The organism is Aquabacterium sp. TM01, assembly GCF_057808345.1.
This window is the reverse complement of the sequence record NZ_AP046529.1, coordinates 2,526,301-2,549,791: the sequence shown is the minus strand read 5'-3', so window position 1 is coordinate 2,549,791 and position 23,491 is coordinate 2,526,301. Positions and strand designations below refer to the sequence as shown.

Sequence of the window (23,491 nt, the reverse complement as noted above, 5' to 3'; positions counted from 1 at the left end):
TCAGACGGAGGCCGCATCCTCAAACGGGAGGGCCAGGTCTTTCAGGTCCTTGCGGGTCTCGACCAGAATCAACGGACCTTCGTCCAGCACCACCGTCGGCTTGCGCTCGCGTGGCACGTGAACAGGCTTGGGCTCGTTGGCAATGGCTTCTTGCACCGCGCGGATCTTGTCGGCATTCGAGTTCACCCATTCCAGGCCGGCATTGCGGGCAATGGCCTCCAGATCGGGCAGGGACAGCACAAAAGGCGCTGCCACGGCCGCAGGCGCAGCTTCCACGATGACGACTGGCTCGGCGGCTGGCGCCACGCTGGCTTCAATGGGCTGCGCAGGCGCCTCGATGCTGACGGGTGCCACAGGGGCCACCTCGACGGGGACGCTGGCCTGGGCCACCTCGGCGCTGGGCACTTCTGCGGCCACCGGCGCGGCAGGCTGCTCAGCTGCTTCGCTGCGCAGGCTGTCCACGTCGCTGTCAGCACCTTCCGCACGCGGGGCACGTTCACCGCGGTTGCGATCGCGGCCACCCCGGCGACGGCGTTCGCCTTCCGCCGGTTCACCGCCATCCTGGCGCGGCGCGGTGCTCACGCTGGTTGCGTCTTCACCTTCGACGCCCTGGGCTTCCGTGGTGCTCAGACCTTCCACTTGCGCTTGGGCTTCATCACGCTCGGCGCGACCACGGCCACCACGGCGGCGGCGGCGGCCGTTTTCGCGCTCGGCTTCGGCCGCTGCAACGGCCTCGGCGGAACCGGGTTCAGCGGTCAGCGCCAGGGCTTGTGCTTCGGCGGCGATGGCTTCGCGGTTGATGGGGGCGCGTTCACCGTTGCGTTCACCACCACGGCCACCGCGACCACGGCGGCCTTCGCGGGCACCTTCGTCCGAGCGAGGCGTCTCGTTACCGCCTTCGGCGTTCACCGGGCGGTCTTCACGCGGAGCGCGACGACCTTGACGGCCTTCACCCTTTTCGCCGCGCTCGCCGCCTTGGCGTTCACGACGGGCTTCACCGCTGCGCTCACCCCGCTCGGTGCGTTCGCCACGCTCGGCGCGCTCACCGCGACGTTGGCCATCGCGACGGCCTCGGCCCTTGCCCGCCTCCTTGGCTTCTTCGGCCGGCTTCACGGCCGGTGCGGCCACGGCAGCTTGGGGTGCTTCGGCAGGCGTGCCCATGCCGAACAGGCGCTTGACCCAGCCGAAGAAACCGCCCTTGGCTGCTTCGGGGGCGGGGGCGGCCACCGGGGCGTGAACCACGTGCGGAATGTCCACATTGGCTTCCAACACCGGCTGGTGCTGCGGCAGGGCCATCGGGGCCGGTTGGTCCGGCAACACGCCCTTGATGATGGGCTCTTGCTTGGCCTTGGCCTTTTCACGGCGGGTGATGCCCACCTCGTCGTCCGGCTCCTCGATCATCGAGTAGCTGGTCTGGATGTTTTCCAGACGCGGATCGTCGTGGCGCAGGCGCTCGAGCTTGTAGTTCGGCGTTTCGATGTGCTTGTTGGGGATCAACAGCACGGTCACGCGTTGCTTGAGCTCGATCTTGGTGATCTCGGTGCGCTTCTCGTTGAGCAGGAAGGAGGTCACTTCCACAGGCACTTGCACGTGCACAGCGGCGGTGTTGTCCTTCATGGACTCTTCCTGGATGATGCGCAGGATCTGCAGTGCCGACGACTCGGTGTCACGGATGTGGCCGGTGCCGTTGCAACGCGGGCAGGTGATGTGCGAGCCTTCTGACAGGGCGGGGCGCAGACGCTGACGCGACATCTCCAGCAGGCCGAACTTCGAGATCGAGCTGAACTGCACGCGGGCACGGTCGGTGCGCAGGGCGTCACGCAGGCGCTGCTCCACCTCGCGGCGGTGCTTGCTGTCCTCCATGTCGATGAAGTCCATGACGATCAGGCCGCCCAGGTCGCGCAGGCGCATCTGGCGGGCAATTTCGTCGGCCGCTTCCAAGTTGGTGCGGAAGGCGGTTTCCTCGATGTCGCTGCCACGGGTGGCGCGCGCCGAGTTCACGTCCACCGACACCAGCGCTTCGGTGTGGTCGATCACGATGGCGCCGCCCGAAGGCAGGTTCACCGTGCGGCTGAAAGCCGTTTCAATCTGGTGCTCGATCTGGAAGCGGGCGAACAGGGCCGCATCGTCACGGTAGCGCTTCACGCGGTTGGCCGTGTCGGGCATGACGTGCAGCATGAACTGCTTGGCCTGCTCGTAAATGTCGTCCGTGTCGATCAGGATCTCGCCGATGTCGGCGGTGAAGTAATCGCGGATGGCGCGGATGACCAGCGAGGACTCCTGATAAATCAGGTAGGCACCCTTGCCGGCGCCCGAGGCGTCGTCAATGGCGGTCCACAGCTTGAGCATGTAGTTCAGGTCCCACTGCAGCTCGGCCGGGGTGCGGCCGATGCCGGCTGTGCGGGCGATCAGGCTCATCCCCTTGGGGTATTCGAGCTGGTCCATCGCCTCCTTGAGCTCCTCGCGCTCGTCACCCTCGATGCGACGGCTCACGCCACCACCACGGGGGTTGTTGGGCATCAGCACCAGGTAACGACCGGCCAGCGAGACGAAGGTGGTCAGGGCCGCGCCCTTGTTGCCACGCTCTTCTTTCTCGACCTGGACCAGCAGCTCCTGGCCTTCCTTGATCACGTCCTGGATGCGGGCCGAACGAACCTCGACCCCGTCCTTGAAATACTGGCGCGAGATTTCCTTGAAGGGCAGGAAACCATGGCGCTCTTCGCCGTAATCGACGAAGCAGGCCTCCAGGGAGGGTTCGACGCGGGTGACGACCGCTTTGTAAATATTGCCCTTGCGTTGTTCACGCCCTTCGATTTCGGTTTCGAAGTCGAGCAGTTTTTGTCCGTCAACGATGGCCAGGCGCCGTTCTTCGGGCTGCGTGGCGTTGATCAGCATGCGCTTCATGTGTTCTCCACAATTCAAGCGAGGCCTGACCGGGATGGCGCCAGACAAACCTCGACTCACCCCTGACCCAAAGGCCAGAGGCAGCTTTCATGCACGAGCAACGAGCTTGAACCGTGAAGGAATTGCCTGGGGCTGACAGGACGCGAGAGGCGTCAGGACAGCAGGGGCGCGCGCGCCGAGACTTGGACACGGGCCTGCCGCCAACCAGGCCCATCCAGACAGGCGAGCGCGATGCGCGCTGCGGTCGGCTGGACGAGGAGGAGGGGGGCAGGGGACGCAGTCAGCTCCTTGTCGCGGTTCACCCAATGCGGCGCGCTCTCTTCCATCCAATGGAAGAAAGCCGGCACAAAGGCGAGGCGATTGAGAAGCTGAATGGACCAGGACACGTGGGCAGTCACTCGACGCAGACCCCAGCGCGACTTCGGTGACATGTCACCGCCGCATCGCTGGAATCCGGAAAACCTTGAATTGGGGTTCGATCTACGTTGGCTCTGACAACCTTGACCTTGAGGCAAAACCACACCTTGGGTGGTTTTCTCCGGCAAATCAGGGTTGTTGCATCACCATCAATTGGCGGGACACCCCGCCGGGCTTTGTCATGCAGCGCCACCAGATCAGCTCAAAAGGTAAAATGCCGTCTGGTCTTGCCTGTTGGTTGTCGCTGATACCGCACAAGCCATATCAACACACAACGAATTCACAACGTGGCCAAGTCCATTATAGGTGCGAAAAACACATCCCGACCGGCAGGGAAAACCTCCGGCAAACCATCTTCGCGTCCTGCGCGCCAAGGGGTGATGGTGCGGGTGGAAACCAAGCCGGCCGTCGTCGTCCGTGCGCCGGCGGTTGAGGTTCCGGCTGTCGTGCAACGCCTCACGATTGACGAGGGCAGCGTCGGGCAACGGCTCGACAACTTCCTCATCAAGGTGCTCAAGGGCGCGCCCAAGACCCTGGTCTACCGCATCATCCGCAGCGGCGAAGTGCGGGTCAACAAAGGCCGGGCGGCAGCCGATACACGGCTGGAGATGGGCGACGAGGTGCGCGTGCCGCCCCTGCGTTTGGCGGAAAAGAATGATGAGCGTGCCGCCGCCGTGCCGGCGCGCGAGTTTCCGGTGCTGTTTGAAGACGATGCCGTGCTGGCCGTCAACAAGCCGGCGGGGGTAGCGGTGCATGGGGGCAGCGGAGTCAGCTTCGGTGTGATCGAGCAGTTGCGACGCGCCCGGCCCGAGGCTCGGTTTCTGGAGTTGGTGCACCGCCTGGACAAGGAAACCTCTGGCATCTTGCTGGTGGCTAAGAAGCGCAGTGCACTGACCACCTTGCAGGATGTGTTCCGCAACCGACAGGTGCAAAAGACCTACGCGGCCCTGGTGATCGGCGACTGGCCAGCCTCGCGCAAGGTCATTGACGTGGCGCTGCACAAATTCCTCACACCCGAGGGCGAGCGTCGCGTCATGGCCGTCAAGGACGAAGACGAAGGCCGGCGCTCCATCAGCCTGGTGCATGTCGTGCAGCGTTATGCGCAGTTCAGCCTGCTGGACGTGACCATCAAGACCGGCCGCACCCATCAGATCCGGGTGCACCTGCAACACGAGGGGCACCCCATCGTGGGCGATGACAAATATGGTGACTTTGGCTTGAACAAGGCTCTGGGACGCGGCGGTGTCAACGAGCCGATACAGGGCATTGACCGCCGCCAGTTGCCCGAGGGGCGCTTTGCGCGCATGTTCCTGCATGCGCGTTATCTGCGCATCGATCATCCCGTCACGGGCGAGCCCCTGACTCTGGAAGCCCCGCTGCCGGCGGACTGTGCCCAGTTGCTGGCGGCACTGACGCCGCTTGACCCCGCCTCAGCGAAAGCGTGATCATGAACTTTTCCGACGATGGTGACCTGCGTCCGCGTTCCTACGACCTGATCGTGTTTGATTGGGACGGCACACTGTTCGACTCCACTGCGCTGATCGTGCGCTCAATCCAGCTGGCCTGCGAAGACATGGGCCTGCCGGTGCCGGCGCGCCATGAAGCAGCGTATGTCATCGGCCTGGGCCTGCACGACGCCCTGGCCCACGTGGCGCCCAGCTTGCCGGCCGAGCAGGTGCCCGCCATGGGGCTGCGCTACCGCCACCATTACTTCCGTCAGCAAGGTGAATTGAGCCTGTTTGATGGTACGGTCGAGCTGTTGCAGGCGCTCAAGGCCCGCCACCACTGGCTGGCGGTCGCCACGGGCAAGAGCCGTCAGGGCCTCAACGAGGCGCTCACCCACGTCGAGCTGAGGGGCATGTTCGATGGCACCCGCACAGCCGACGAAACCGCCTCCAAGCCTCATCCGTTGATGTTGCAGGAGCTGATGGCCGAATTCGGCGTCGAGCCCGAGCGCACCCTGATGATCGGCGACACCACCCACGACCTGCAACTGGCGCTCAACGCGGGCACGCACAGCGTGGCCGTCAGCTACGGCGCGCATGAGCCAGCCGCCTTCGGCGACTATCCCACTCGGTTTGTGGCCCACTCGACGGCTGATCTGCACGACTGGTTGTTGCGGCATGCCTGAGTTGTCACGCGAAGCACAATCGCTGTGTGCGTCTGCCGAGTTGCAGGAGCGCGGCGACGCGGTGATGTTCGAGGTGCTGGCAGACGGCCAGACGGTGTCGGCCTTCGCCGTGCGATTCGACACCGTGGCCGTGGCGTACCTGAACCGTTGTGCGCACTTGCCGGCTGAGATGGACTGGCAGCCTGGCCAGTTCTGGGATCTGGACAAACGTTACATCGTTTGCGCGATGCATGGCGCCCTGTACGATCCGCCCCGAGGCCTGTGCGTTCTTGGCCCGTGTCGGGGCGCGCATCTGACCGCCATTCCTCTGACCGAAAAGGATGGTCAGGTCTGTTGGTATCCTTCCGAGCGTATCCAGCCGGTTTTTTGAGCCGACTGGTGTTTGACACCCTTTTCTTGACCTTTCGGGCCCCTTCATGAGTGCTGACGACCCCCGCCAACCGGATTTGCCACAGGCGACCGAGAACGCCTTGCTGACGCAGTTTGCACGTGCCTACCTGCAGCAGCAGCGCAGCGAGCAGCGTTGGCGGTGGTTCTGGCGTGTGGTCTGGCTGTTCGTCGCAGCGTCCATCATCTGGGGCACGCTCCAGACGGTGCCTTCGGCCAAAGCGCCGGTGACCGCACACACCGCGCTGGTCGAGGTGCGTGGTGCCATCGCCAGCGATGCCGAGGCCAATGCCGACAACCTCATGGCCGCCCTGCGCAGCGCATTTGAAGATCATGGGGCCCGCGCCGTGATCTTGCGCATCAACTCGCCTGGTGGCAGCCCGGTGCAGGCCGGCCTGGTGCATGACGAAATCGTCCGCCTCAAAGCCTTGCACAAGAAAAAGATCTATGCCGTTTGCGAAGAGATGTGCGCCTCGGCCGCTTACTACATTGCTGCCTCCGCCGATCAGGTGATCGTGGACAAGGCCTCGGTGGTGGGCTCCATCGGCGTGCTCATGGACGGATTCGGTTTCACGGGGGTCATGGAAAAGGTCGGCGTCGAGCGCCGCCTGATGACCTCGGGAAGCAATAAGGGGATGCTGGACCCCTTCTCGCCGCGCGACCCGGTTCAGGAGACCTATGCGCAGGCCATGCTGGACCAGATTCACCAACAGTTCATCTCGGTCGTCAAGAGTGGGCGTGGCAAGCGTCTCAAGGACAACCCCGAGCTGTTCAGCGGTCTGTTCTGGAACGGCGAGCAGGCGGTCAGCCTGGGCTTGGCGGACAAGCTGGGCAGCCTCGATCAGATCGCCCGCGATGAGGTGAAGGCCGAAAACATCATCGATTACACGCAGAAAGAGAACCTGGCCGAACGTCTGGCCAAGCGCTTTGGCGCCGCCATCGGCGCCGGGGCTGTGCAGGCCATGCGGGAGTCGGTCAGCATCCGGTGATCTGGCCCGCCGTGCGGGCTCAGCTGTCGATGGCCTTCAGCAATCGCTCGGCCACCTCATGGGAGAGCGTCAGCAGCCGGGCCACTTCGCTCACGTCGTCGTGCAAGGGGGCTTGGGCGTGTGGGGCATCCCAGCCGTGCTGGGTGTGGCGTGCAATCTGCACGCCGAGCATCACGCTGCGCACCTGAGGGTCTTGAGCGCGGCGATCGTCCGTGCATTTGATGAGCATGTCGGGCAGTTGCCAAACGCGCATCAGTTCATGCGCCACGTTGCTCAGGGGCGTGCCCAGCACCACTTTTTGCACGGCTGCCGAGCGCAGGGTGTGATCGCCTTGCAGGCGCTGTGCGATCTCGTAGGCCAGCTTGGGTGCATGGCACCACAGCAACATCTCTGCAAAATCGTGCAGCAGGGCGGCCTGATGCACCACGGCCGCGTCCTCATCCTGACGTCGGATGGCGAAGCTCATGGCGAAATGAGCGCTGCGTCGCGCACGCGTGACCACTTTGAGCAGGCCACTGACGGCGTCGGGCTCGGTATCGAGCCAGTCAATGACCGTGGGCAGTTCGTTGAAGGCGTTGAAAAAAGGGGTGATGCCGAGCATCACGATCGCGCCGACGAGTGTTTCCGGCGGTTCGACATTGAGGCGAGTGCAGTAGCGCGAAACATGCACCAGCACCCTCAGGGTCATGAGTGGATCGCTGCTCAAGGCGTCGGCCAGCATGCTGGCGTCGACGGTGCCGCGCGTGTCTTCGACCTCGCGCAGTTGCCGCAATTCCGCCACAGTGCGGGGCAGAACCGGAATCTCGGCATCGGCAAAGGCTGTGACCCAGGCAGACACCGTAGGCAAGGGGGACTCGATCATGGCAAACCTCACGCCAACGTCATGTCCTCTTATCCGCTGTTTGGAGTGTGTTGACAAGCCGGGAACACCCCGCGCCTGCCAACTATGTCACTCGGTTCTCAGGCTGACGATCTCTCAGCCGCCCAGCAGGGCCTTCTTCAGGTCGCTGTCGACGGGCGAGTTGCCCAGCCAGATCTTCAGCAGGGCGTTGAAGAAGTCGTCGCCAGGGATGTCGCGGCCTTTCTGGGCGCCTTCCACCAGCACCCGCGTACCGGCGCCGGGCACCAGGTTCATGTGGATGGTGGTGCCCTTCTTGACCGAGCCAAAGGACTTCATCAGGTTCTGCAACTCGTCGAGGCGAGCCTGGTACTTGCTCAGCTCGGCGTCGTTGGCGTTCTTCTTGAAGCCGGCGATCATGGCCTCGGCGAACTCTTCGCCAGTCAGGTTGCGCAGCAGGACAATCTGCATGCCCTTGGCGCCGGCTTGCGAGATGAGACCGGCGGCCGACGTGTCCTTCTTGGTCACATAAAGACCGGCCGCGTAGACGTCGAAGACCATCTTGACGCGGACGCCTGCGCCGTTCAGTTGCAGGGACTGGTTGGCCACCTGGTAGGTGTCACCGAACTTGGCGCCTTTGATTTCGAGGGCCATGGCAGGCAGGGCAGCAGCCAGGGCGGTGCTCAGGATCAAGGCGCGGGCAAAGGATTTCATGGTTTCTCCGGGGAAAACGCTGGGGCAACCCCCAGCAAGGTGCATGTGACAAAGATTGTGGGCCTTTGTTGTCGCGCGTAGCCATCGGGATATCACCTCGGTTCCTGGGAATAATTGTCCGAAATTGTGTTGCGGCGTGGCGATATTGCCGCACGCTTTCCCCGGTTCTGAGGATGACATGGCGCAGAATGTCGACTCCATAGAGTTCAGGGTTTCTACTTCTGCGAGACGGATGCATGTCCTTTCTGGTTATTGACATAGGCAATACGCGCCTGAAGTGGGGCCTGTACGCGACCGCCGTGCCAGGCTCCGAGTTGTTGGCGCATGGTGCCGTGGTGCTAGAGGACATTGATTACCTCTGGGACCTGTACTGGAAGAACCTGATGCACAAGCCCACAGCCATGCTGGGGTGCGTGGTGGCGGGTGAGGCCATCAAGCGTCGCGTGGAAGAGCAGTTGGTCGAGGGCTGGGGGATTCAACCCCGCTGGGTGTCGTCCAGCAAGCAAGCCGGCGGTGTCATCAACAGCTACGAACATCCACAACGTCTGGGATCGGACCGCTGGGCGGCCATCATTGGGGCGCGTCAGCACGCGCTGCGCACCCATCCGGCCCACACGCCGCCAGTGCTGGCGGTGATGGTGGGCACCGCCGTGACCGTGGACGCCGTCGACGCGAGCGGGCGCTTTCTGGGTGGGCTGATCCTGCCCGGCTTTGGCTTGATGTACCGGGCCCTGGAGAGCGGCACGGCCGGCCTCAAGGTGCCCACCGGTGAAGTGCGGGATTTTCCGACCAACACCAGCGATGCGTTGATGAGCGGTGGCACCGATGCCATCGCAGGCGCGATCGAACGCAGCCTGCGCCGCTTGCGGGGTCACACGGGCCTGGAGCCCCTGTTGATCATGTCCGGGGGCGCTGTGTCGCGCTTGTCCCATGTGATCGAGTTGCCGGCCCTCGTGGTAGAAAACCTGATCTTCGAGGGCCTGCTGACGCTCGCGTCAACGCTCAAAGAATGAAGCGCGAGAGGTCTTCGTTGCGGGCGAGCTCGCCCAGGCGACGATCGACCTCGGCGGCATCGACCACGTGGGTCTGTCCGCTCAGGTCGGGTGCCTGAAACGACAATTCGTCGAGCAGGCGCTCCATCACCGTGGACAGGCGGCGTGCGCCGATGTTCTCGGTGCGCTCGTTGACCTCGAACGCAATCTGCGCCAGGCGTTGAATGGCCTCGGGTGTGAAGTCCAGTGTCACGCCTTCGGCAGAAAGCAGGGCCTGGTACTGCTTGATCAGGCTGGCTGTGGGCTGGGTCAGGATGGCTTCGAAGTCGCCGACCGACAGCGACGACAGCTCGACGCGGATCGGAAAACGCCCCTGCAACTCGGGGATCAGGTCGCTGGGCTTGCTCAGGTGAAAGGCGCCCGAGGCGATAAAGAGGATGTGGTCGGTCTTGACCATGCCGTACTTGGTCTTGACTGTGGTGCCCTCGACCAGTGGCAGCAGGTCCCGCTGCACGCCCTGGCGTGACACCTCGGCGCCGCTGCCTTCGGCGCGGCTGGCCACCTTGTCGATCTCGTCGATGAACACGATGCCGTTTTGCTCGGCACGCTCCAGCGCCTTGGAGCGGATGTCGTCCTCGTTGAGCAACTTGGCCGCTTCTTCCTCGATCAGTTGGGTGCGCGCCTCGGCCACCGTGACCTTGCGCGACTTGCGGGCCTGCTGTCCCATCTGCGAGAACATGCCGCGCAGCTGCTCCGCCATGTCCTCCATGCCCGCAGGGCTCATGATCTCGACAGCGGGTGTTTTGGCGTCGCTCAGCTCAATCTCGATTTCCTTGTCATCGAGCGAGCCTTCGCGCAGGCGCTTGCGCATCACCTGGCGCGCGGTGTTGTCGGCCGCTGGCGCGCTGCCCAGCTCGGTGCGCGGGGGCGGCACCAGCACGTCGAGGATGCGGTCTTCCGCAGCATCTTCCGCGCGCACACGTTGCGCCTGCATCTGGTGCGTGCGCTCTTGCTTGACAGCGCTTTCCACCAGGTCGCGGATGATGGTGTCCACGTCCTTGCCCACATAGCCCACTTCGGTGAACTTGGTGGCCTCGACCTTGATGAAGGGGGCGTCGGCCAATTTGGCCAGGCGACGGGCGATCTCGGTCTTGCCCACGCCGGTCGGGCCGATCATCAGGATGTTCTTGGGCGTGATCTCGCCACGCAACTGGTCCTCGACCTGCTGGCGGCGCCAGCGGTTGCGCAGGGCGATGGCCACGGCACGCTTGGCGTCGTGCTGGCCAATGATGTGGCGATCGAGTTCGCTGACGATTTCTCGGGGTGTCATGCTCATGGTGTGCTCAGCCCAGCGTTTCGATGGTGTGGTTCTGGTTGGTGTAGATGCACAGGTCGCCCGCGATCTCCAGCGACTTCTTGACCATGACGGCCGCATCCAGTTCGGTGTTGGCCACCAGCGCGCGTGCGGCGGCCTGTGCATAGGCGCCGCCCGACCCGATGGCGATGATGCCGTGCTCGGGCTCCAGCACATCGCCGTTACCAGTGATGATGAGAGAGGTTTCCCGGTCGGCCACGGCCAGCATCGCTTCGAGCTTGCGCAGCACGCGGTCAGTGCGCCAGTCACGGGTCAGCTCGACGGCGGCACGGGTCAGGTTGCCCTGATGCTTTTCCAGCTTGGACTCGAAACGCTCGAAGAGGGTGAACGCATCGGCCGTGGCGCCCGCAAATCCGGCCAGCACCTGGTCGCGGTAGAGGCGGCGCACCTTGCGGGCCGTGGCTTTGACGACGATGTGGCCCAAGGTGACCTGGCCATCGCCACCCATGGCGACCTGCCAGCCCGTAGGGGTCTGGCGCCGGATGCTGACGATGGTGGTGCCGTGATAGGAGTCCATGACGCAGTGTGGAGTTCAGTGAACTTCACACATGCGGTCAGGCGCGGCAAATTCAAGGTAAAGCCCGTGTAAAGGGCTTGCCGATCACACCGTCTGGAGCTTGACCTGGGCGTGTTCGTTGATGCCCATGGCGCCAAAGAACAGGGCGATCAGGCGATGCGGGTTGTTGAAGATCACGATGCGGTTTTCGCCGCGGCGTGCCAGCACCCAGTTGAGCAAGTCGCCCGCGGCGATGAAGTCGACGCGCAGCAGGTGTTGGCAGTCCACTTCCAGTGAGACGCTGGCGCCCAGTTGGCTGTCCAGCTGGGTCAGGGTGGCGCTGATGTCCCCCACCAGTTGCCCCGACAGGTGCAGCGCTGCCACCTGCACGAACTCGATTTCGTTGTGGAACTGGGACTCGACGAAGCTGGTGACCACCTTGGAGACGTGCGTCAGTGGGCGGGTTTGCGGGCTGATGCCATCGTGGCTCAGGCGCACCTTGCAGGCTGTGGGCTCCCACGATGGCGGCGACTGCTCGTAGGTCACGCAGTAGTCAATGGCCACCTCGTCGAACTGGATGGGGTTGTTGCACATCCGCAGCACATCCAGGTGCAGCATCCAGTAAGCCGGGTCCACGCTGCGGCTACCGGTGGGGGCGAGATCACCCAGCACCTGCAGCAGGTTGTCGGCCCCGATCCAGTGCAGCTCGATGGGCTCGCGTGCCCATTGGCGGATCAGTTGCCCCAGGTTGTCGGCCCCTTCGGCGCTGAGGTTCTTCACGCGCCCCCAGTCCATGACCCATGGGCGTGGCAGTTGCAAAATCTCGGTGCGCAGTTGCGCCACCGCTTCGCTGTCCATCTCTTCGGGGGCGATCCAGCCGTGGGCGGGCTCGGACGGGGCCGCAGCCAACTCTGTTGTCGCGGCTGGGGCGCTGTCCGTCGAGTCAGGTGCGCTGGCTTTGGGGGCAGCTTTTTGATGGGCCAGAAAGCGGGCTACCTTGTCAGGCAAGGAGTACCACTGGGGCGCTGAGAGGCCAAATTTCTGCGCGAACGTGATGGCCAGGTTGTCAAACGGCTGGGGCAGGTCGAGGGCGCGATAGAAATCGAACAGCGCCATCCAGGTTTCGGTGTGGTCGAAGCGGGCAGCACCCGGCTGGATCAGATCGAGCAGGCAGCGTTCGCACTGGTCGAAGTCGGCGTTGGCAAAGGCGATGACGGCCTCGTCCAGTTCGGGGTCGTGGACCATTTCGGCCACGTGGAAATCTTGCTGCGGCATGAAACCGCTCGGCGCAAGCCCCGGGGCGGCTGCGGCCGGCTTGGTTGCCGGTGCAGCGGAATGAGGGTCATTTGCCGCGGGTGCGGTCGTGGCCGAGGGCGCAGGAACCAGGTCCAGCGCCATCGCGATGTCGGTGGACAGACCGGCCGCGTGGGTCGGGCGATCGACCTCCTTGGCGCCCAGTTGGGGAAAGTCCAGAGGCAGGGATGGCACCTGAGCTGGCGGACGCGTCGCGCTGCGCGAACTGCTTGCGCCCACCATCTGTTGCTCGATCTCGTCGATCTTGGCCTTGACCGCGATGTCGGACGGCGCACCATTGGTGTGCGGGCGTGAGTCGGGGTCGAGGTTGGACGGGGTGTTGAGCGCCAGCACGGCATCGGCGCTCAAGCCTTCACGGCGGATCTTGCGCAGCATGTCGAATTCGCGCTTGCGCACGAAATCGTTGCGCCGCTTGCGCTCGATCATGGCCTTGATTTCAGACTTGGCGTACTCGCTCTCGCCTGCATCGGCCTCTTGCGATTCCAGCGAAGACCACTCTGTCGTCGGGTTGGCGACGAAGCGCACCACCTTGCGGAAAAAACCACCGGTTTCCTTGCTCATGATGCGAGTATGCCCTTCTTGCTCAAAACCGGATGCTTTCCTGAATCAGTCGCCGAACATCTTTTGCTTGAGTTCGCGACGTTGTTGCGCTTCCAGCGACAAAGTGGCGGTCGGTCGGGCCAGGAGTCGCCCCAGGCCGATGGGTTCGCCTGTCTCGTCGCAAAAACCATACTCACCCGATTCGATGCGAGAAATCGATTGGGAAATCTTCTTGAGCAGCTTGCGTTCGCGGTCGCGGGTACGCAATTCCAGCGCGTGCTCTTCTTCAATGGTGGCGCGGTCAGCCGGGTCCGGCACGATGGTTGTGTCTTCGCGCAGGTGCTCCGTGGTTTCACCGGCGTTGGACAGGAGGTCAGCCTTTTGCGCTTCCAGAATGGTGCGGAAGAACTCGAGTTGCTTGTCGCTCATGTACTCCGACTCTGGCATGGCCATCAACTCGGCTTGGGTCAGGTCACGACCAGCTTTGTTTTTCCAGGCGTTGGCGAGTTTGGGGTCAACCTTGGTAGCGTTAGTGGACATGTTCTCTGATGGACTGATGGGCGACGACGAGCGTCTTGGTGCCACGGGCGTGGCAGCGGCTTTGACCGCAGTTGTCAAGGCAGGCGAGGTGGATGTTTTTTTCACGGGACCCTCCTTCCATGCTCCTGCGTGTTCTCAGGCTGTGGCCTGAAGCCTTGGGCAGGGGGCTCTGGTGTTGCGCCTTCGCCTTGACGTTGGTTCGGTGCGCGCTTTCCGGTCAGGACGGATCCAGACGGGAAGCGCGCGGATTGTAGCCATGCTTGGGAGTAGTTTTCACCAGACTATCCCTCAAGTGTGCGCAGACGTTACGCCAAACACTGATCCAGCCCGGCCTTGAACAGGTCCTGGGGCAGTTCAATGCCGATGAACACCATCTTGCTGATCTTGGTCTCGCCCGCCGCCCATTTGGGCCCCAGGTCGCTGCCCATGAGCTGGTGCACGCCCTGGAAGACGACCTTGCGGTCCATGCCCGAGACATGCAGCACGCCCTTGTAGCGCAGCATGCGTGGGCCGTAGATTTGCACCATCGAGCCCAGGAAGTCTTCCAGCTTGGTGGCGTTGAAAGGCTTGTGGGACTTGTAGACGAAGGACTTCACGTCATCGTCATGGGCGTGGTGATGCGGGTGGTGGCAGGCTTCACCGTCGGCGTGGTCGTGGCCGCAGTCGTGGTCGTGCTGGTGACCATGGCCGTGACCGTGACCGTGACCGTGATGGCTGTGGGCATCGTCCTTGAGGAAATCGGGGTCGATGTCGAGCTTGGCGTTGAGGTTGAAGCCCTTGAGGTCGAAGACCTCGGCAATGGGCACTTCGCCAAAGTGCACGCGCTTTTGCGGGGCGCGCGGGTTCATGTGCTTGATGCGGTGGGCGAGGGCGTCGGCCTCGGCCTGGGTCACCAGGTCGGTCTTGCTGATGAAGATCTGGTCGGCAAAGCCCACCTGACGGCGCGCTTCCTGGCGCTGGTCGAGTTGCTGTTCGCCATGCTTGGCGTCCACCAGGGTCAAAATGGAGTCGAGCAGGTAGAGCTCGGCAATCTCGTCGTCCATGAAGAAGGTCTGGGCGACCGGGCCTGGGTCGGCCACGCCGGTGGTCTCGATCACGACCCGCTCGAAGTTCAGGGTGCCGGCCTTGCGCTGCTTGGCCAGATCGGCCAGCGTTTCGCGCAGGTCTTCACGGATGGTGCAGCACACACAGCCATTGTTCATTTGAACAATGTGTTCCTCGGTGTCGGCCACGAGAATTTCGTTGTCGATGTTTTCTTCACCGAATTCGTTCTCGATCACGGCGATGCGCTGGCCGTGGGCTTCGGTCAGGACGCGTTTGAGCAGCGTGGTCTTGCCGCTGCCAAGGAAACCGGTAAGGATGGTGACGGGTATCAGGCTCATGAGCGCAGTGTAGTCTTGACGCCCCAGGTGCAGGGGCAGGAATGCGGGTGGGTTTGGCGGAATTCTGCCGACCATGGGGTATTCTTGCAGCATATCAACCACGACACCCTCCCTGTGTCCGATTCCCCCCCTAGTCGCCCGCCGCGAGGCGACCGCTCCCATGGCTCTGCCCATCGGCGCAAAGATGACCATCGCAGCCTGTTTGTCCGCCTGGTGGAGTTCATCTCGCCCGGGCCTGACACCACTGCCGAACTGATTGAAACGCTGGCCGATGCCGAGCACCGCGAATTGATCGAGCCCGAATCGCGGGTGATGCTGGAAGGCGTCATTCGCATGGCCGGCATGACCGTGGCCGATGTGATGGTGCCCGTGCGCCGCATGGACATGATCGACATCGACGCGCCGTACGAGACCTTGCTCGCTCAGGTCATCGAAGACGGTCACTCCCGCTTCCCCGTGTACGAAGGGGAGCGCGACAACATCATTGGCGTGCTGATGTCCAAGGATCTGCTGAAGTTGCAGCGTGCGCCTGAGTTGAATCTGCGCACCTTGCTGCGGCCGGCGGTGTTCGTGCCCGAGTCCAAGGGGCTGAACGAGCTGCTGCGCGAGTTCCGTTCGAACCGCAGCCATCTGGCCATGGCGATTGACGAGTTCGGCATGACCTCGGGGCTGGTCACGATCGAAGACGTGCTGGAAGAGATCGTGGGTGAGATCGAAGACGAGTTCGATGAAGAGGATCGCCAGTCGAGCATCTTCACCCTGGCGGACGGCAGCCAGCGGGTGGCCGGCGATGCCTTGATCGAAGCCGTCAACGAGGTGTTTGAGACGCAGCTGCCCGAGGATGAGTTCGAAACCATTGGTGGCCTGGTGGCCCACGAATGGGGGCGCGTGCCCCGTCGTGGTGAATCGGTGGACGTAGGCGGCCTGCGCTTTGTTGTGATGCTGGCGCGTGGCGGCGCGGTGCGCTGGTTCAAGGTCACGCGGGCGCCTGAAGCGGCCCAGTCGGCCGAGGCTGGATGAGCGCCGTGGCCGGGCAGGGGGCTCGCCCCTGGCTGCACGGTTTGACCGGTGGCGCCTTGCATGCGTTGTCGCTGTCGCCCTGGGCTGCGAGCTTGGCGTCCGGTGCGCCGGTGGTGTTGCAAACCGTGGCCCTGCTGATTTTGCTGGCCGGTCTCCCGCGTCAGTCGTCGCCTCGCGGGGCGGCCGTGTTGTGCTGGGTGTATGGCACGGTCTGGCTGGTGGGGGCCACTGGCTGGATGTTTGTCAGCTTGCACCGCTACGGTGGTTTGCCGGCGTGGATGGCGGTGTTGGCGGTGGGGCTTTTGTGCGCCGCTTTGTCTTTGTACATGGCCGCCACGGGTTGGGCCTGGGCGCGCTGGCGCACCGGTGTGGCCTGGCGTGATGCGGGCCTGTTCGGGGCCGTGTGGCTGTTGGCCGAGCTGGCGCGAGCCCTGATCTTCACGGGTTTTCCGTGGGGAACGAGTGGCTATGGCCTGCTGGAGACACCGCTGCAACATCTGGCACCTTGGGTGGGTGTGTACGGCATGGGCTGGGTGTGGGCGACGCTGTGCGCATGGGCTCTGTGGGCCGTTTCCTACCCTTCCGCTCGCATGGCCAGTCGGATGGCGCGCTTCGGGCCAGTTGCGGTGGTGGCGCTGCTGCTGGTCGTCGGGGCGGGCTGGGACGGTGCCCGCTTCACCCGTGCGGTGGCGCAACCTTTGCGTGTCACGTTGTTGCAGGGCAATGTGCCGCAAGATGAAAAATTCAGCCCTGCGCGGCAGGTCGAGGTGCTGGTCTGGCACGTTCGTCAGTTGCTGGCGGCACCGGGGGATCTGGTGGTGGCGCCCGAAACCGCCATTCCCCTGCTGCCGGCGCAACTGCCCGCTGGCTTGTGGCCCCAGCTTCAGGCTGCGTTCGCACAAGAGGGACGGCATGCCCTGATTGGCGTGCCGCTGGGCGACTTCAAGGTGGGGTACACCAACTCGGTGGCAGGCCTGTCGTCTCACACGGGGCGCCTACCGGGCCAGATGTACCGCTATGACAAGCACCATCTGGTGCCGTTTGGTGAGTTCATCCCCACCGGGTTTCGCTGGTTCGTCCACCTGATGAACATTCCTTTGGGAGATTTTTCTCGCGGACCGCTGGCGGCGGCGTCTTTTGATGTGAAGGGGCAGCGCGTGGCCCCCACCATCTGCTATGAAGACTTGTTTGGCGAGGAAATTGCGGCGCGCTTCGTGCAAGCGGCGCAGGCGCCCACCATCCTGGCCAATGTGAGCAACCTGGCGTGGTTTGGCGAGTCGGTGGCCATCCATCAGCATTTGCAGATCGCCCGGCTGCGCTCGCTTGAATTCCAGGTGCCCACCATCCGCTCCACCAACACCGGCGCCACTGTCGTGATCGATCACCAGGGGCAGGTGACCGCCGGCCTGTCCCCCAACACCCGTGGCAGCTTGCAAGCCGTGGTTCAAGGCATGAGTGGTGTGACCCCCTATGCGTGGTGGGCCGGTCGTTGGGGGCTGTGGCCTTTGATTGGCTTGGGCGCGCTGTGGGTGTTTGCCACGGCGATCTGGGGCCAACGGCGATCTGACAGCGCTGGCATTTAATAGAATCGGGCTTTTGCGCTTTGTCTGCTTGCAGGGCAGGGCGCAAGGCCATACATCCATGACACCCCTGGTGACGCTGCCGCCCCTGCGGTTTGGCGCACCCAACAAGGCGACAACATGCTGACTTTCCAGCAATTGATTCTGCGTTTGCAAAGCTACTGGGATGCCCAGGGCTGCACGCTCCTGCAACCCTACGACATGGAAGTGGGCGCTGGAACGAGTCACACTGCGACCTTCTTGCGCGCCCTGGGCCCGGAGCCCTGGAAGGCCGCCTATGTGCAGCCCAGCCGTCGCCCCAAGGATGGCCGCTATGGCGAGAACCCCAACCGCCTGCAGCACTACTACCAGTTCCAGGTCGTGCTCAAGCCGGCACCGGCCAACATCCTGGAGCTGTACCTGGGCTCGCTGGAGGCCTTGGGCTTCGACCTGAAGCAAAACGACATCCGCTTTGTCGAAGACGACTGGGAGAACCCCACGCTGGGCGCCTGGGGCCTGGGTTGGGAAGTCTGGCTCAATGGCATGGAAGTGACGCAGTTCACCTACTTCCAGCAGGTGGGGGGCATCGACTGCAAGCCCATCACCGGCGAGATCACCTACGGTCTGGAGCGCCTTGCCATGTACCTGCAGGGCAAGGAAAGCGTGTACGACCTGGAGTACGCCCCTGGCGTGAAGTACGGCGACGTCTTCCACCAGAACGAGGTGGAGCAGTCCACCTACAACTTCGAGCACAGCGATGTCGAGTTCCTGCTGCCGGCCTTCAACAGCCACGAGAAGCAGGCGAAGTACCTGATGGAGCAGCAACTGGCCCTGCCGGCCTACGAGCAGGTCCTCAAGGCCGCGCACACCTTCAACCTGTTGGATGCCCGTGGCGCCATCTCGGTGACCGAGCGTGCCGCCTACATCGGCCGCATCCGCAATCTGGCCCGCGCTGTGGCGGCCAGCTACCTCGACAGCCGCGCCCGCCTGGGCTTCCCGATGGCCCCCAAGGCCTGGGCTGACGAAGTCATTGAACAACTGAACAAGAAAGCAGCCTGAGCATGAGCACCGCCAACCTCCTGGTTGAACTGTTTGTAGAAGAGCTGCCCCCCAAAGCACTCAAGAAGTTGGGCGAGTCGTTCGCCACCGTGCTGGCCGACAGCCTCAAGGCCCAGGGCCTGGCTTCGGCCGATGCCGTGGTGACGCCGTTTGCGTCCCCGCGCCGTCTGGCCGTGCATGTGACAGCGGTGGCCCCCAAGGCCGCCGATCAGGCCGTGCAGCAAAAGCTGATGCCCGTCTCCGTGGCGCTGGACGCCAACGGCCAAGCCACGCCGGCTTTGCTCAAGAAGCTGTCGTCCCTGGGGCTGGGTGCCGAGGTGGTGCCGCAACTCAAGCGTGCGCCCGATGGCAAGGCCGAGGCCTTGTTCCTGGACAGCATCAAGCCGGGTGCCGTGCTGGCCGACGGCCTGCAGAAAGCCCTGGAAGAGAGCTTGGACAAGCTGCCGATCCCCAAGGTCATGACCTACCAGTTGGAGCAAGGCGAAGGCGCTGACTTTCAGCCGGGCTGGACCAGTGTGAACTTTGTGCGTCCGGCTCATGGCCTGGTCGCGCTGCATGGCGAGCAGGAGGTGCCTTTGTCGGTGCTGGGTCTGAAGTCGGGCCGTGCCACACAAGGCCATCGCTTCGAGGCCCGCGTCAGCCCGGTCATCTTGAAGACGGCCGACACTTACGCTGACCAACTGCAGCACGAAGGCGCGGTGATCGCCAGCTTTGCTGAGCGCCGTGCCGAAATCGTGCGCCAACTGAGCCAGGCCGCCAAGCAGGCCGGTACCGATCTGCGCCCCATTGACGACGAGGCCCTGCTGGACGAGGTCACCGCCCTGGTCGAGCGGCCCAACGTGTTGACCGGCCGTTTCGAGGAGGCCTTCCTGGACGTGCCTCAGGAGTGCCTGATTCTGACGATGAAGGCCAACCAGAAGTACTTCCCGCTGCTGGATGCCTCGGGCAAGTTGACCAATCAGTTCCTGATCGTCAGTAACATCAGCCCGCAAGACCCGAGTGCGGTGATCGGCGGCAACGAGCGCGTGGTGCGCCCGCGCCTGGCCGACGCCAAGTTCTTCTTTGATCAGGATCGCAAGAAGACTCTGGAGTCCCGCGTGGCTGGCCTCAACAAGGTGGTGTACCACGGCAAACTGGGCACCCAGGGTGAGCGCGCCGAGCGCGTGCGCGCCATTGCGCACGCCATCGTCAACCAGTTGAGCCTGGGCACGCTGCCGTACACGGTCGATGTCAAGGACCACTTTGACGTGCTCGACAGCAAGGCCCAGCAGGCCGCACTGCTGGCCAAGACCGACCTGCTGACCGACATGGTCGGTGAGTTCCCCGAGCTGCAGGGCATCATGGGCGGGTATTACGCTCGCCACGAAGGCCTGCGTGACGGGGTGGCGATTGCCATCGAAGACCACTACAAGCCCCGCTTTGCGGGCGACAGCTTGCCGCGTAACCACACCGGCACGGTGGTGGCCTTGGCCGACAAGCTCGAAACCCTGGTCGGTCTGTTCGGCATCGGCCAGTTGCCCACGGGTGACAAGGACCCGTTCGCGCTGCGTCGTCATGCGCTGGGCGTGATCCGCATCCTCATCGAGAAGAACCTGCCACTGGACCTGCCGGCGTTGATCGAGGCGGTGTTGCCGCCCTTCGGCGAACTGATCAGCAATCCGGCTGAGCACCTGCTGGTGTTCGTCTCTGACCGCCTGTCTGTGTCGCTGCGCGAGCAGGGCTACAGCGCTCAGGAGGTGGATGCCGTGTTGGCGTTGCAACCTGCCCGACTGGGCGAGGTGCCGCGCCGCCTGGCGGCTGTGCGTGCGTTTGCCGCGCTGCCCGAGTCCACTGCGCTGGCGGCAGCCAACAAGCGTGTGGGCAACATCCTCAAGAAGGCGGAAGCCGCGGTCGAAGCCAAGGTCGATGCGGCTTTGCTGCAGGAAGCGGCCGAGCAGGCGCTGTACGCGGCGCTGCAAACCGTGGCGCCTCAAGCTCAGACCGCGTTCGAGCAGGGCGATTACACCGCTTCTTTGCAAGCTTTGGCGGCCCTGCGCATGCCCGTGGACGCATTCTTTGACAGCGTCATGGTCAATGCCGACGATGCGGCCCTCAAGGCCAACCGCTTGGGCTTGCTGGCCAGCTTGCATCAGGCCATGAACCAGGTCGCCGACCTGTCCAGACTGGCGGTTTGATCTGAGCGGTCGCAGCCACCATCACCCCGGAGAGGCCATGAAACTCGTCATCCTCGACCGCGACGGCACCATCAACCACGAACGGGAGGACTACATCAAGTCGCCCGAAGAATGGGTGCCTTTGCCCGGGGCACTGGAGGCCATTGCGCGTCTGAACCACGCCGGCTGGCATGTCGTCGTGGCCACCAACCAGTCCGGCATCGGTCGGGGTTTGTTTGACATGGTGGCGCTCAATGCAATGCATGCCAAGATGAACCAGTTGCTGGCGAAGGTGGGTGGGCGTGTGGAAGCGGTGTTTTTCTGCCCGCACACGCCTGAGGATCACTGCACCTGCCGCAAACCCATGCCGGGGCTGTTCCAGATGATCGGTCAGCGTTTCGGGCGCAGCCTGGATGGTGTGCCCATGGTGGGCGATCTGCCGCGGGACGTTCTGGCCGCCCAGTCCGTGGGGTGTGAGCCCCATCTGGTGCGCACCGGCCAGGCGGCCACCATGCCCGAAGCGGAATTGCAGGCCCTGCGCCAACAGGTCGCGGGCCTGACCATTCACCCCAACTTGTCGGCCTTTGCTGACTACCTCATCTTGCGGGAGCAGCGCGTTCAGGGGGAAGACAGCCCTGTGTCCACGCACACCGGAGAGATCAATTGACCTCCGTGCTCCCTGCGCAGTTGGGTTTGTGGGGGGAGGGGGTGGCCCATGAACAGGTTCAGGAGGCCGCGCCGCAGGCGCCGTTGCGTGAGCAACTGGCGGTGGCGCATTTTCGCCACCCTCAGGCAGAGCGTGAAATCGTGTTGGGCAAGGCCGTGGTCGGCTACGCCGTGCAGCGTGCCCGGCGGCGCAGCATTGGCATGGTGGTCGGGGTCGAGGGCTTGACGGTTCGCGCACCGCGTTGGGTGGCCTGGGCCGACATCGAAACCGCCTTGCGTGCCAAAGAGCGCTGGATCTGCAAGAAGCTGGGCGAGCAGCGCGAACGGGCGCATCGTCAGCAAGCGGCTCGCATTGACTGGTGCGAAGGGGCCAGCGTGCCGTTCTTGGGTGAGTCCATCGTTGTGGTGCTGGCGCCCGGGTTGCGGGCCCCCATCCTGAAAGAGGGGGTAAGCGACCAGTCTGGATTGCCCGGTGTGGCGCAGCGATCACTGCATGTGGGTCTGCCGCAGGAAGCCTCGCCCGAGCAGATCCGCGACACGGTGCTGGCGTGGATGCGTCAGCATGCGCGCGCCCATTTCAGCGCGCGCGTCCAGCACTATGCCGAGCGTTTGCAGGTGCGTGTCACCCGCATCAGCCTTTCATCGGCGCGTACCCGCTGGGGCAGCGCCAGTGCCGATGGTTCCATTCGCCTGCACTGGCGCCTCATCCATTTCAGTCCCGCCACCATCGACTACGTGGTGGCGCATGAGCTGGCCCATCTGCACGAGATGAACCACAGTCCGCGCTTCTGGGCCGTGGTGAGTTCCGTCATGCCCGATTACGAAAACGTGCGCGAGCAGTTGCGCCACGTTGTCATGCCGGACTGAGCCCGCTCACGCGGTCTCGAATCGCCAAACGCCGTCAGCGTCTTGCCAGCGGCGCAACTGGCCCAAATGCCAGAGGTGGTTGAGGTGCGCAACCGCTTCCCCCATCGCGAAGGTGGTCTGGTGCAGGTCCAGGCTGCGTCGGAACAGGATCGGCAGCATGTCGGCGGCCGTGCTTGGGCGTTCGCGGCAAGCGGTCAGCACCTCGTTCAGCCGATCGCGGTGGTGGTCCTTCAGTTGCTGGATGCGCGTGTGGATGCCGGTGAAGGGCAGGCCGTGCGAGGGCAGGGCCAAGGTGTCGGCAGGCAAGGCCGTCATGCGTTCCAGCGAGGCCAGGAACAGTCCGAGGGCATCGGCCTCGGGCTCCATGTCGGTCACGCTCACGTTGGTGGAGATGCGGGGCAGCAGCATGTCGCCCGAGATCAGCAGGCCGTCGCGCTCGTTGTACAGCGCCATGTGCTCCGGCGCATGACCGTAGCCGGCCAGGCAGTGCCAACTGCGCTCGCCGATCTGCACGCGCAGCCCGTCCATCAGGCGGCGATAGGTGTACGGCACCTCGGGCACCATCGACGCATAGTAGCCACCGCGCTCTCGGATCTTGGCCATGCCTTCCGGGTGGTTGAGACCATGGCTCACAAAATAGTCGGCCGCCCGGTCGCCACCGTAGCCGGTGGTTTCACGGCAAGCGAGGGTGGCGGCCAGATGATCGGTGGCGCTCATCCACAAACGCGCTGGCTGTGTCCCGCTGAAGTGCTCGATCAGCCACTGTGCGTTGCCCACGTGGTCCGGGTGCATATGGGTGACCAGCATGCGCGTGAGCGGCTTGCCGGCCAGCGGGCCTGCCCATAAGGTCTGCCACAGCGCACGGATGGCCTCAGTCGCCACGCCCGCGTCCACCAAGGTCCAGCTTGCCTGGCCTTCGTGGCCATCGTCCAGCGCCCACAGATTGATGTGGTTGAGCGAAAAAGGCAAAGGCATGCGCACCCAATGCAAGCCGGGCCGCAGCGTGAGGAGGCCGCCGGCGCTGGGCAGGGTGTCACCCCAGGGGTAGTCCATGGGGAGGAAATCGGTCGAAGAGGCGGCCATCACAGACGTCGGCAGGGGTGCAAAGTACAGATGTTTGATTGTGAGGGCAGTGTTTGCCAGGATGT

General features: G+C 63.9%; 21 protein-coding genes. 11 read left to right on the top strand and 10 right to left on the bottom strand.

Annotation, left to right across the window (positions count from 1 at the left end; genetic code table 11):
- Complete coding sequence (locus tag AC3WW4_RS11635; protein WP_488828601.1) at positions 1-2,904, bottom strand: Rne/Rng family ribonuclease; 2,904 nt, start codon at positions 2,902-2,904, stop codon at positions 1-3.
- A gap of 152 nt (positions 2,905-3,056) precedes the next feature.
- Positions 3,057-3,290: a hypothetical protein gene (locus AC3WW4_RS11630; protein WP_488828599.1), complete on the bottom strand. Its 234-nt coding sequence runs from the start codon at positions 3,288-3,290 to the stop codon at positions 3,057-3,059.
- A gap of 477 nt (positions 3,291-3,767) precedes the next feature.
- On the opposite strand from AC3WW4_RS11630, the gene AC3WW4_RS11625 reads away from it, so the two are divergent.
- The 4 genes from AC3WW4_RS11625 to AC3WW4_RS11610 are packed head-to-tail and all read left to right on the top strand — an operon-like array spanning position 3,768 to position 6,828.
- The gene (locus tag AC3WW4_RS11625; protein ID WP_488829743.1) at positions 3,768-4,766 is read left to right on the top strand and encodes an RluA family pseudouridine synthase; all 999 of its coding nucleotides are present in this window, start codon (positions 3,768-3,770) and stop codon (positions 4,764-4,766) included.
- Between the two features lie 2 nt (positions 4,767-4,768).
- Positions 4,769-5,452 carry an HAD-IA family hydrolase gene (locus AC3WW4_RS11620; protein WP_488828597.1) on the top strand — a complete coding sequence of 228 codons (684 nt, stop codon included), beginning with the start codon at positions 4,769-4,771 and terminating at the stop codon, positions 5,450-5,452.
- Positions 5,445-5,822: a Rieske (2Fe-2S) protein gene (locus AC3WW4_RS11615; protein ID WP_488828595.1), complete on the top strand. Its 378-nt coding sequence runs from the start codon at positions 5,445-5,447 to the stop codon at positions 5,820-5,822. The genes AC3WW4_RS11620 and AC3WW4_RS11615 overlap by 8 nt, the downstream gene beginning before the upstream one ends.
- Before the next feature lie 46 nt (positions 5,823-5,868).
- Entirely contained in the window at positions 5,869-6,828 is a 960-nt protein-coding gene (locus AC3WW4_RS11610) for a S49 family peptidase (RefSeq protein ID WP_488828593.1), read from the top strand.
- Positions 6,829-6,847: 19 nt separating this feature from the next.
- Here the strand turns inward: AC3WW4_RS11610 and AC3WW4_RS11605 are convergent, their stop codons facing one another.
- Positions 6,848-7,690: an HDOD domain-containing protein gene (locus AC3WW4_RS11605; RefSeq protein WP_488828591.1), complete on the bottom strand. Its 843-nt coding sequence runs from the start codon at positions 7,688-7,690 to the stop codon at positions 6,848-6,850.
- Between the two features lie 114 nt (positions 7,691-7,804).
- Positions 7,805-8,380, bottom strand: a complete 576-nt coding sequence (locus AC3WW4_RS11600) for a chalcone isomerase family protein (RefSeq protein ID WP_488828589.1) — start codon at positions 8,378-8,380, stop codon at positions 7,805-7,807.
- A 236-nt stretch (positions 8,381-8,616) separates the two neighbouring features.
- Between AC3WW4_RS11600 and AC3WW4_RS11595 the strand changes: the two genes are divergently transcribed.
- A complete protein-coding gene (locus tag AC3WW4_RS11595; protein ID WP_488828587.1) occupies positions 8,617-9,393 on the top strand; it encodes a type III pantothenate kinase in 777 nt (258 codons plus the stop codon).
- On the opposite strand, the gene hslU is transcribed toward AC3WW4_RS11595, so the two are convergent.
- From hslU to AC3WW4_RS11570, 5 genes are all read right to left on the bottom strand, one after another.
- Positions 9,383-10,708, bottom strand: coding sequence for an ATP-dependent protease ATPase subunit HslU (gene hslU / locus AC3WW4_RS11590; protein WP_488828585.1), 1,326 nt, complete (start codon positions 10,706-10,708; stop codon positions 9,383-9,385). The two genes, AC3WW4_RS11595 and hslU, sit on opposite strands and share 11 nt — an antisense overlap.
- A gap of 7 nt (positions 10,709-10,715) precedes the next feature.
- Positions 10,716-11,264: an ATP-dependent protease subunit HslV gene (hslV, locus tag AC3WW4_RS11585; protein ID WP_488828583.1), complete on the bottom strand. Its 549-nt coding sequence runs from the start codon at positions 11,262-11,264 to the stop codon at positions 10,716-10,718.
- 84 nt (positions 11,265-11,348) lie between these two features.
- The gene (locus tag AC3WW4_RS11580) at positions 11,349-13,118 is read right to left on the bottom strand and encodes an STAS domain-containing protein (protein ID WP_488828582.1); all 1,770 of its coding nucleotides are present in this window, start codon (positions 13,116-13,118) and stop codon (positions 11,349-11,351) included.
- A gap of 45 nt (positions 13,119-13,163) precedes the next feature.
- Complete coding sequence (gene dksA, locus AC3WW4_RS11575) at positions 13,164-13,637, bottom strand: RNA polymerase-binding protein DksA (protein ID WP_488828580.1); 474 nt, start codon at positions 13,635-13,637, stop codon at positions 13,164-13,166.
- Positions 13,638-13,942: 305 nt separating this feature from the next.
- Positions 13,943-15,019, bottom strand: coding sequence for a CobW family GTP-binding protein (locus AC3WW4_RS11570; protein ID WP_488828578.1), 1,077 nt, complete (start codon positions 15,017-15,019; stop codon positions 13,943-13,945).
- A gap of 114 nt (positions 15,020-15,133) precedes the next feature.
- On the opposite strand from AC3WW4_RS11570, the gene AC3WW4_RS11565 reads away from it, so the two are divergent.
- The 6 genes from AC3WW4_RS11565 (at position 15,134) to AC3WW4_RS11540 (ending at position 22,343) form a co-directional block, all read left to right on the top strand.
- Positions 15,134-16,039: a CorC family transporter gene (locus AC3WW4_RS11565; protein WP_488828577.1), complete on the top strand. Its 906-nt coding sequence runs from the start codon at positions 15,134-15,136 to the stop codon at positions 16,037-16,039.
- A complete protein-coding gene (lnt, locus tag AC3WW4_RS11560) occupies positions 16,036-17,622 on the top strand; it encodes an apolipoprotein N-acyltransferase (protein WP_488828576.1) in 1,587 nt (528 codons plus the stop codon). The genes AC3WW4_RS11565 and lnt overlap by 4 nt, the downstream gene beginning before the upstream one ends.
- Before the next feature lie 117 nt (positions 17,623-17,739).
- Positions 17,740-18,657 carry a glycine--tRNA ligase subunit alpha gene (glyQ, locus tag AC3WW4_RS11555; RefSeq protein ID WP_488828574.1) on the top strand — a complete coding sequence of 306 codons (918 nt, stop codon included), beginning with the start codon at positions 17,740-17,742 and terminating at the stop codon, positions 18,655-18,657.
- Between the two features lie 2 nt (positions 18,658-18,659).
- Positions 18,660-20,831 carry a glycine--tRNA ligase subunit beta gene (glyS, locus tag AC3WW4_RS11550; RefSeq protein WP_488828572.1) on the top strand — a complete coding sequence of 724 codons (2,172 nt, stop codon included), beginning with the start codon at positions 18,660-18,662 and terminating at the stop codon, positions 20,829-20,831.
- 37 nt (positions 20,832-20,868) lie between these two features.
- Positions 20,869-21,477, top strand: a complete 609-nt coding sequence (gene gmhB / locus AC3WW4_RS11545; protein ID WP_488828571.1) for a D-glycero-beta-D-manno-heptose 1,7-bisphosphate 7-phosphatase — start codon at positions 20,869-20,871, stop codon at positions 21,475-21,477.
- A 5-nt stretch (positions 21,478-21,482) separates the two neighbouring features.
- Entirely contained in the window at positions 21,483-22,343 is an 861-nt protein-coding gene (locus AC3WW4_RS11540; RefSeq protein WP_488829742.1) for a M48 family metallopeptidase, read from the top strand.
- A gap of 6 nt (positions 22,344-22,349) precedes the next feature.
- Here the strand turns inward: AC3WW4_RS11540 and AC3WW4_RS11535 are convergent, their stop codons facing one another.
- The gene (locus tag AC3WW4_RS11535; RefSeq protein WP_488828569.1) at positions 22,350-23,426 is read right to left on the bottom strand and encodes an MBL fold metallo-hydrolase; all 1,077 of its coding nucleotides are present in this window, start codon (positions 23,424-23,426) and stop codon (positions 22,350-22,352) included.
- Positions 23,427-23,491 lie beyond the last annotated feature (65 nt).

Bases quoted from the DNA above. Each gene is read 5' to 3' on its own strand.
- AC3WW4_RS11635 (WP_488828601.1), bottom strand. From the start codon at position 2,904: ATGAAGCGCATGCTGATCAACGCCACGCAGCCCGAAGAACGGCGCCTG.
- AC3WW4_RS11620 (WP_488828597.1), top strand. From the start codon at position 4,769: ATGAACTTTTCCGACGATGGTGACCTGCGTCCGCGTTCCTACGACCTG.
- AC3WW4_RS11615 (WP_488828595.1), top strand. From the start codon at position 5,445: ATGCCTGAGTTGTCACGCGAAGCACAATCGCTGTGTGCGTCTGCCGAG.
- AC3WW4_RS11610 (WP_488828593.1), top strand. From the start codon at position 5,869: ATGAGTGCTGACGACCCCCGCCAACCGGATTTGCCACAGGCGACCGAG.
- AC3WW4_RS11605 (WP_488828591.1), bottom strand. From the start codon at position 7,690: ATGATCGAGTCCCCCTTGCCTACGGTGTCTGCCTGGGTCACAGCCTTT.
- AC3WW4_RS11600 (WP_488828589.1), bottom strand. From the start codon at position 8,380: ATGAAATCCTTTGCCCGCGCCTTGATCCTGAGCACCGCCCTGGCTGCT.
- AC3WW4_RS11595 (WP_488828587.1), top strand. From the start codon at position 8,617: ATGTCCTTTCTGGTTATTGACATAGGCAATACGCGCCTGAAGTGGGGC.
- hslU (WP_488828585.1), bottom strand. From the start codon at position 10,708: ATGAGCATGACACCCCGAGAAATCGTCAGCGAACTCGATCGCCACATC.
- hslV (WP_488828583.1), bottom strand. From the start codon at position 11,264: ATGGACTCCTATCACGGCACCACCATCGTCAGCATCCGGCGCCAGACC.
- AC3WW4_RS11580 (WP_488828582.1), bottom strand. From the start codon at position 13,118: ATGAGCAAGGAAACCGGTGGTTTTTTCCGCAAGGTGGTGCGCTTCGTC.
- dksA (WP_488828580.1), bottom strand. From the start codon at position 13,637: ATGTCCACTAACGCTACCAAGGTTGACCCCAAACTCGCCAACGCCTGG.
- AC3WW4_RS11570 (WP_488828578.1), bottom strand. From the start codon at position 15,019: ATGAGCCTGATACCCGTCACCATCCTTACCGGTTTCCTTGGCAGCGGC.
- lnt (WP_488828576.1), top strand. From the start codon at position 16,036: ATGAGCGCCGTGGCCGGGCAGGGGGCTCGCCCCTGGCTGCACGGTTTG.
- glyQ (WP_488828574.1), top strand. From the start codon at position 17,740: ATGCTGACTTTCCAGCAATTGATTCTGCGTTTGCAAAGCTACTGGGAT.
- glyS (WP_488828572.1), top strand. From the start codon at position 18,660: ATGAGCACCGCCAACCTCCTGGTTGAACTGTTTGTAGAAGAGCTGCCC.
- gmhB (WP_488828571.1), top strand. From the start codon at position 20,869: ATGAAACTCGTCATCCTCGACCGCGACGGCACCATCAACCACGAACGG.
- AC3WW4_RS11535 (WP_488828569.1), bottom strand. From the start codon at position 23,426: ATGGCCGCCTCTTCGACCGATTTCCTCCCCATGGACTACCCCTGGGGT.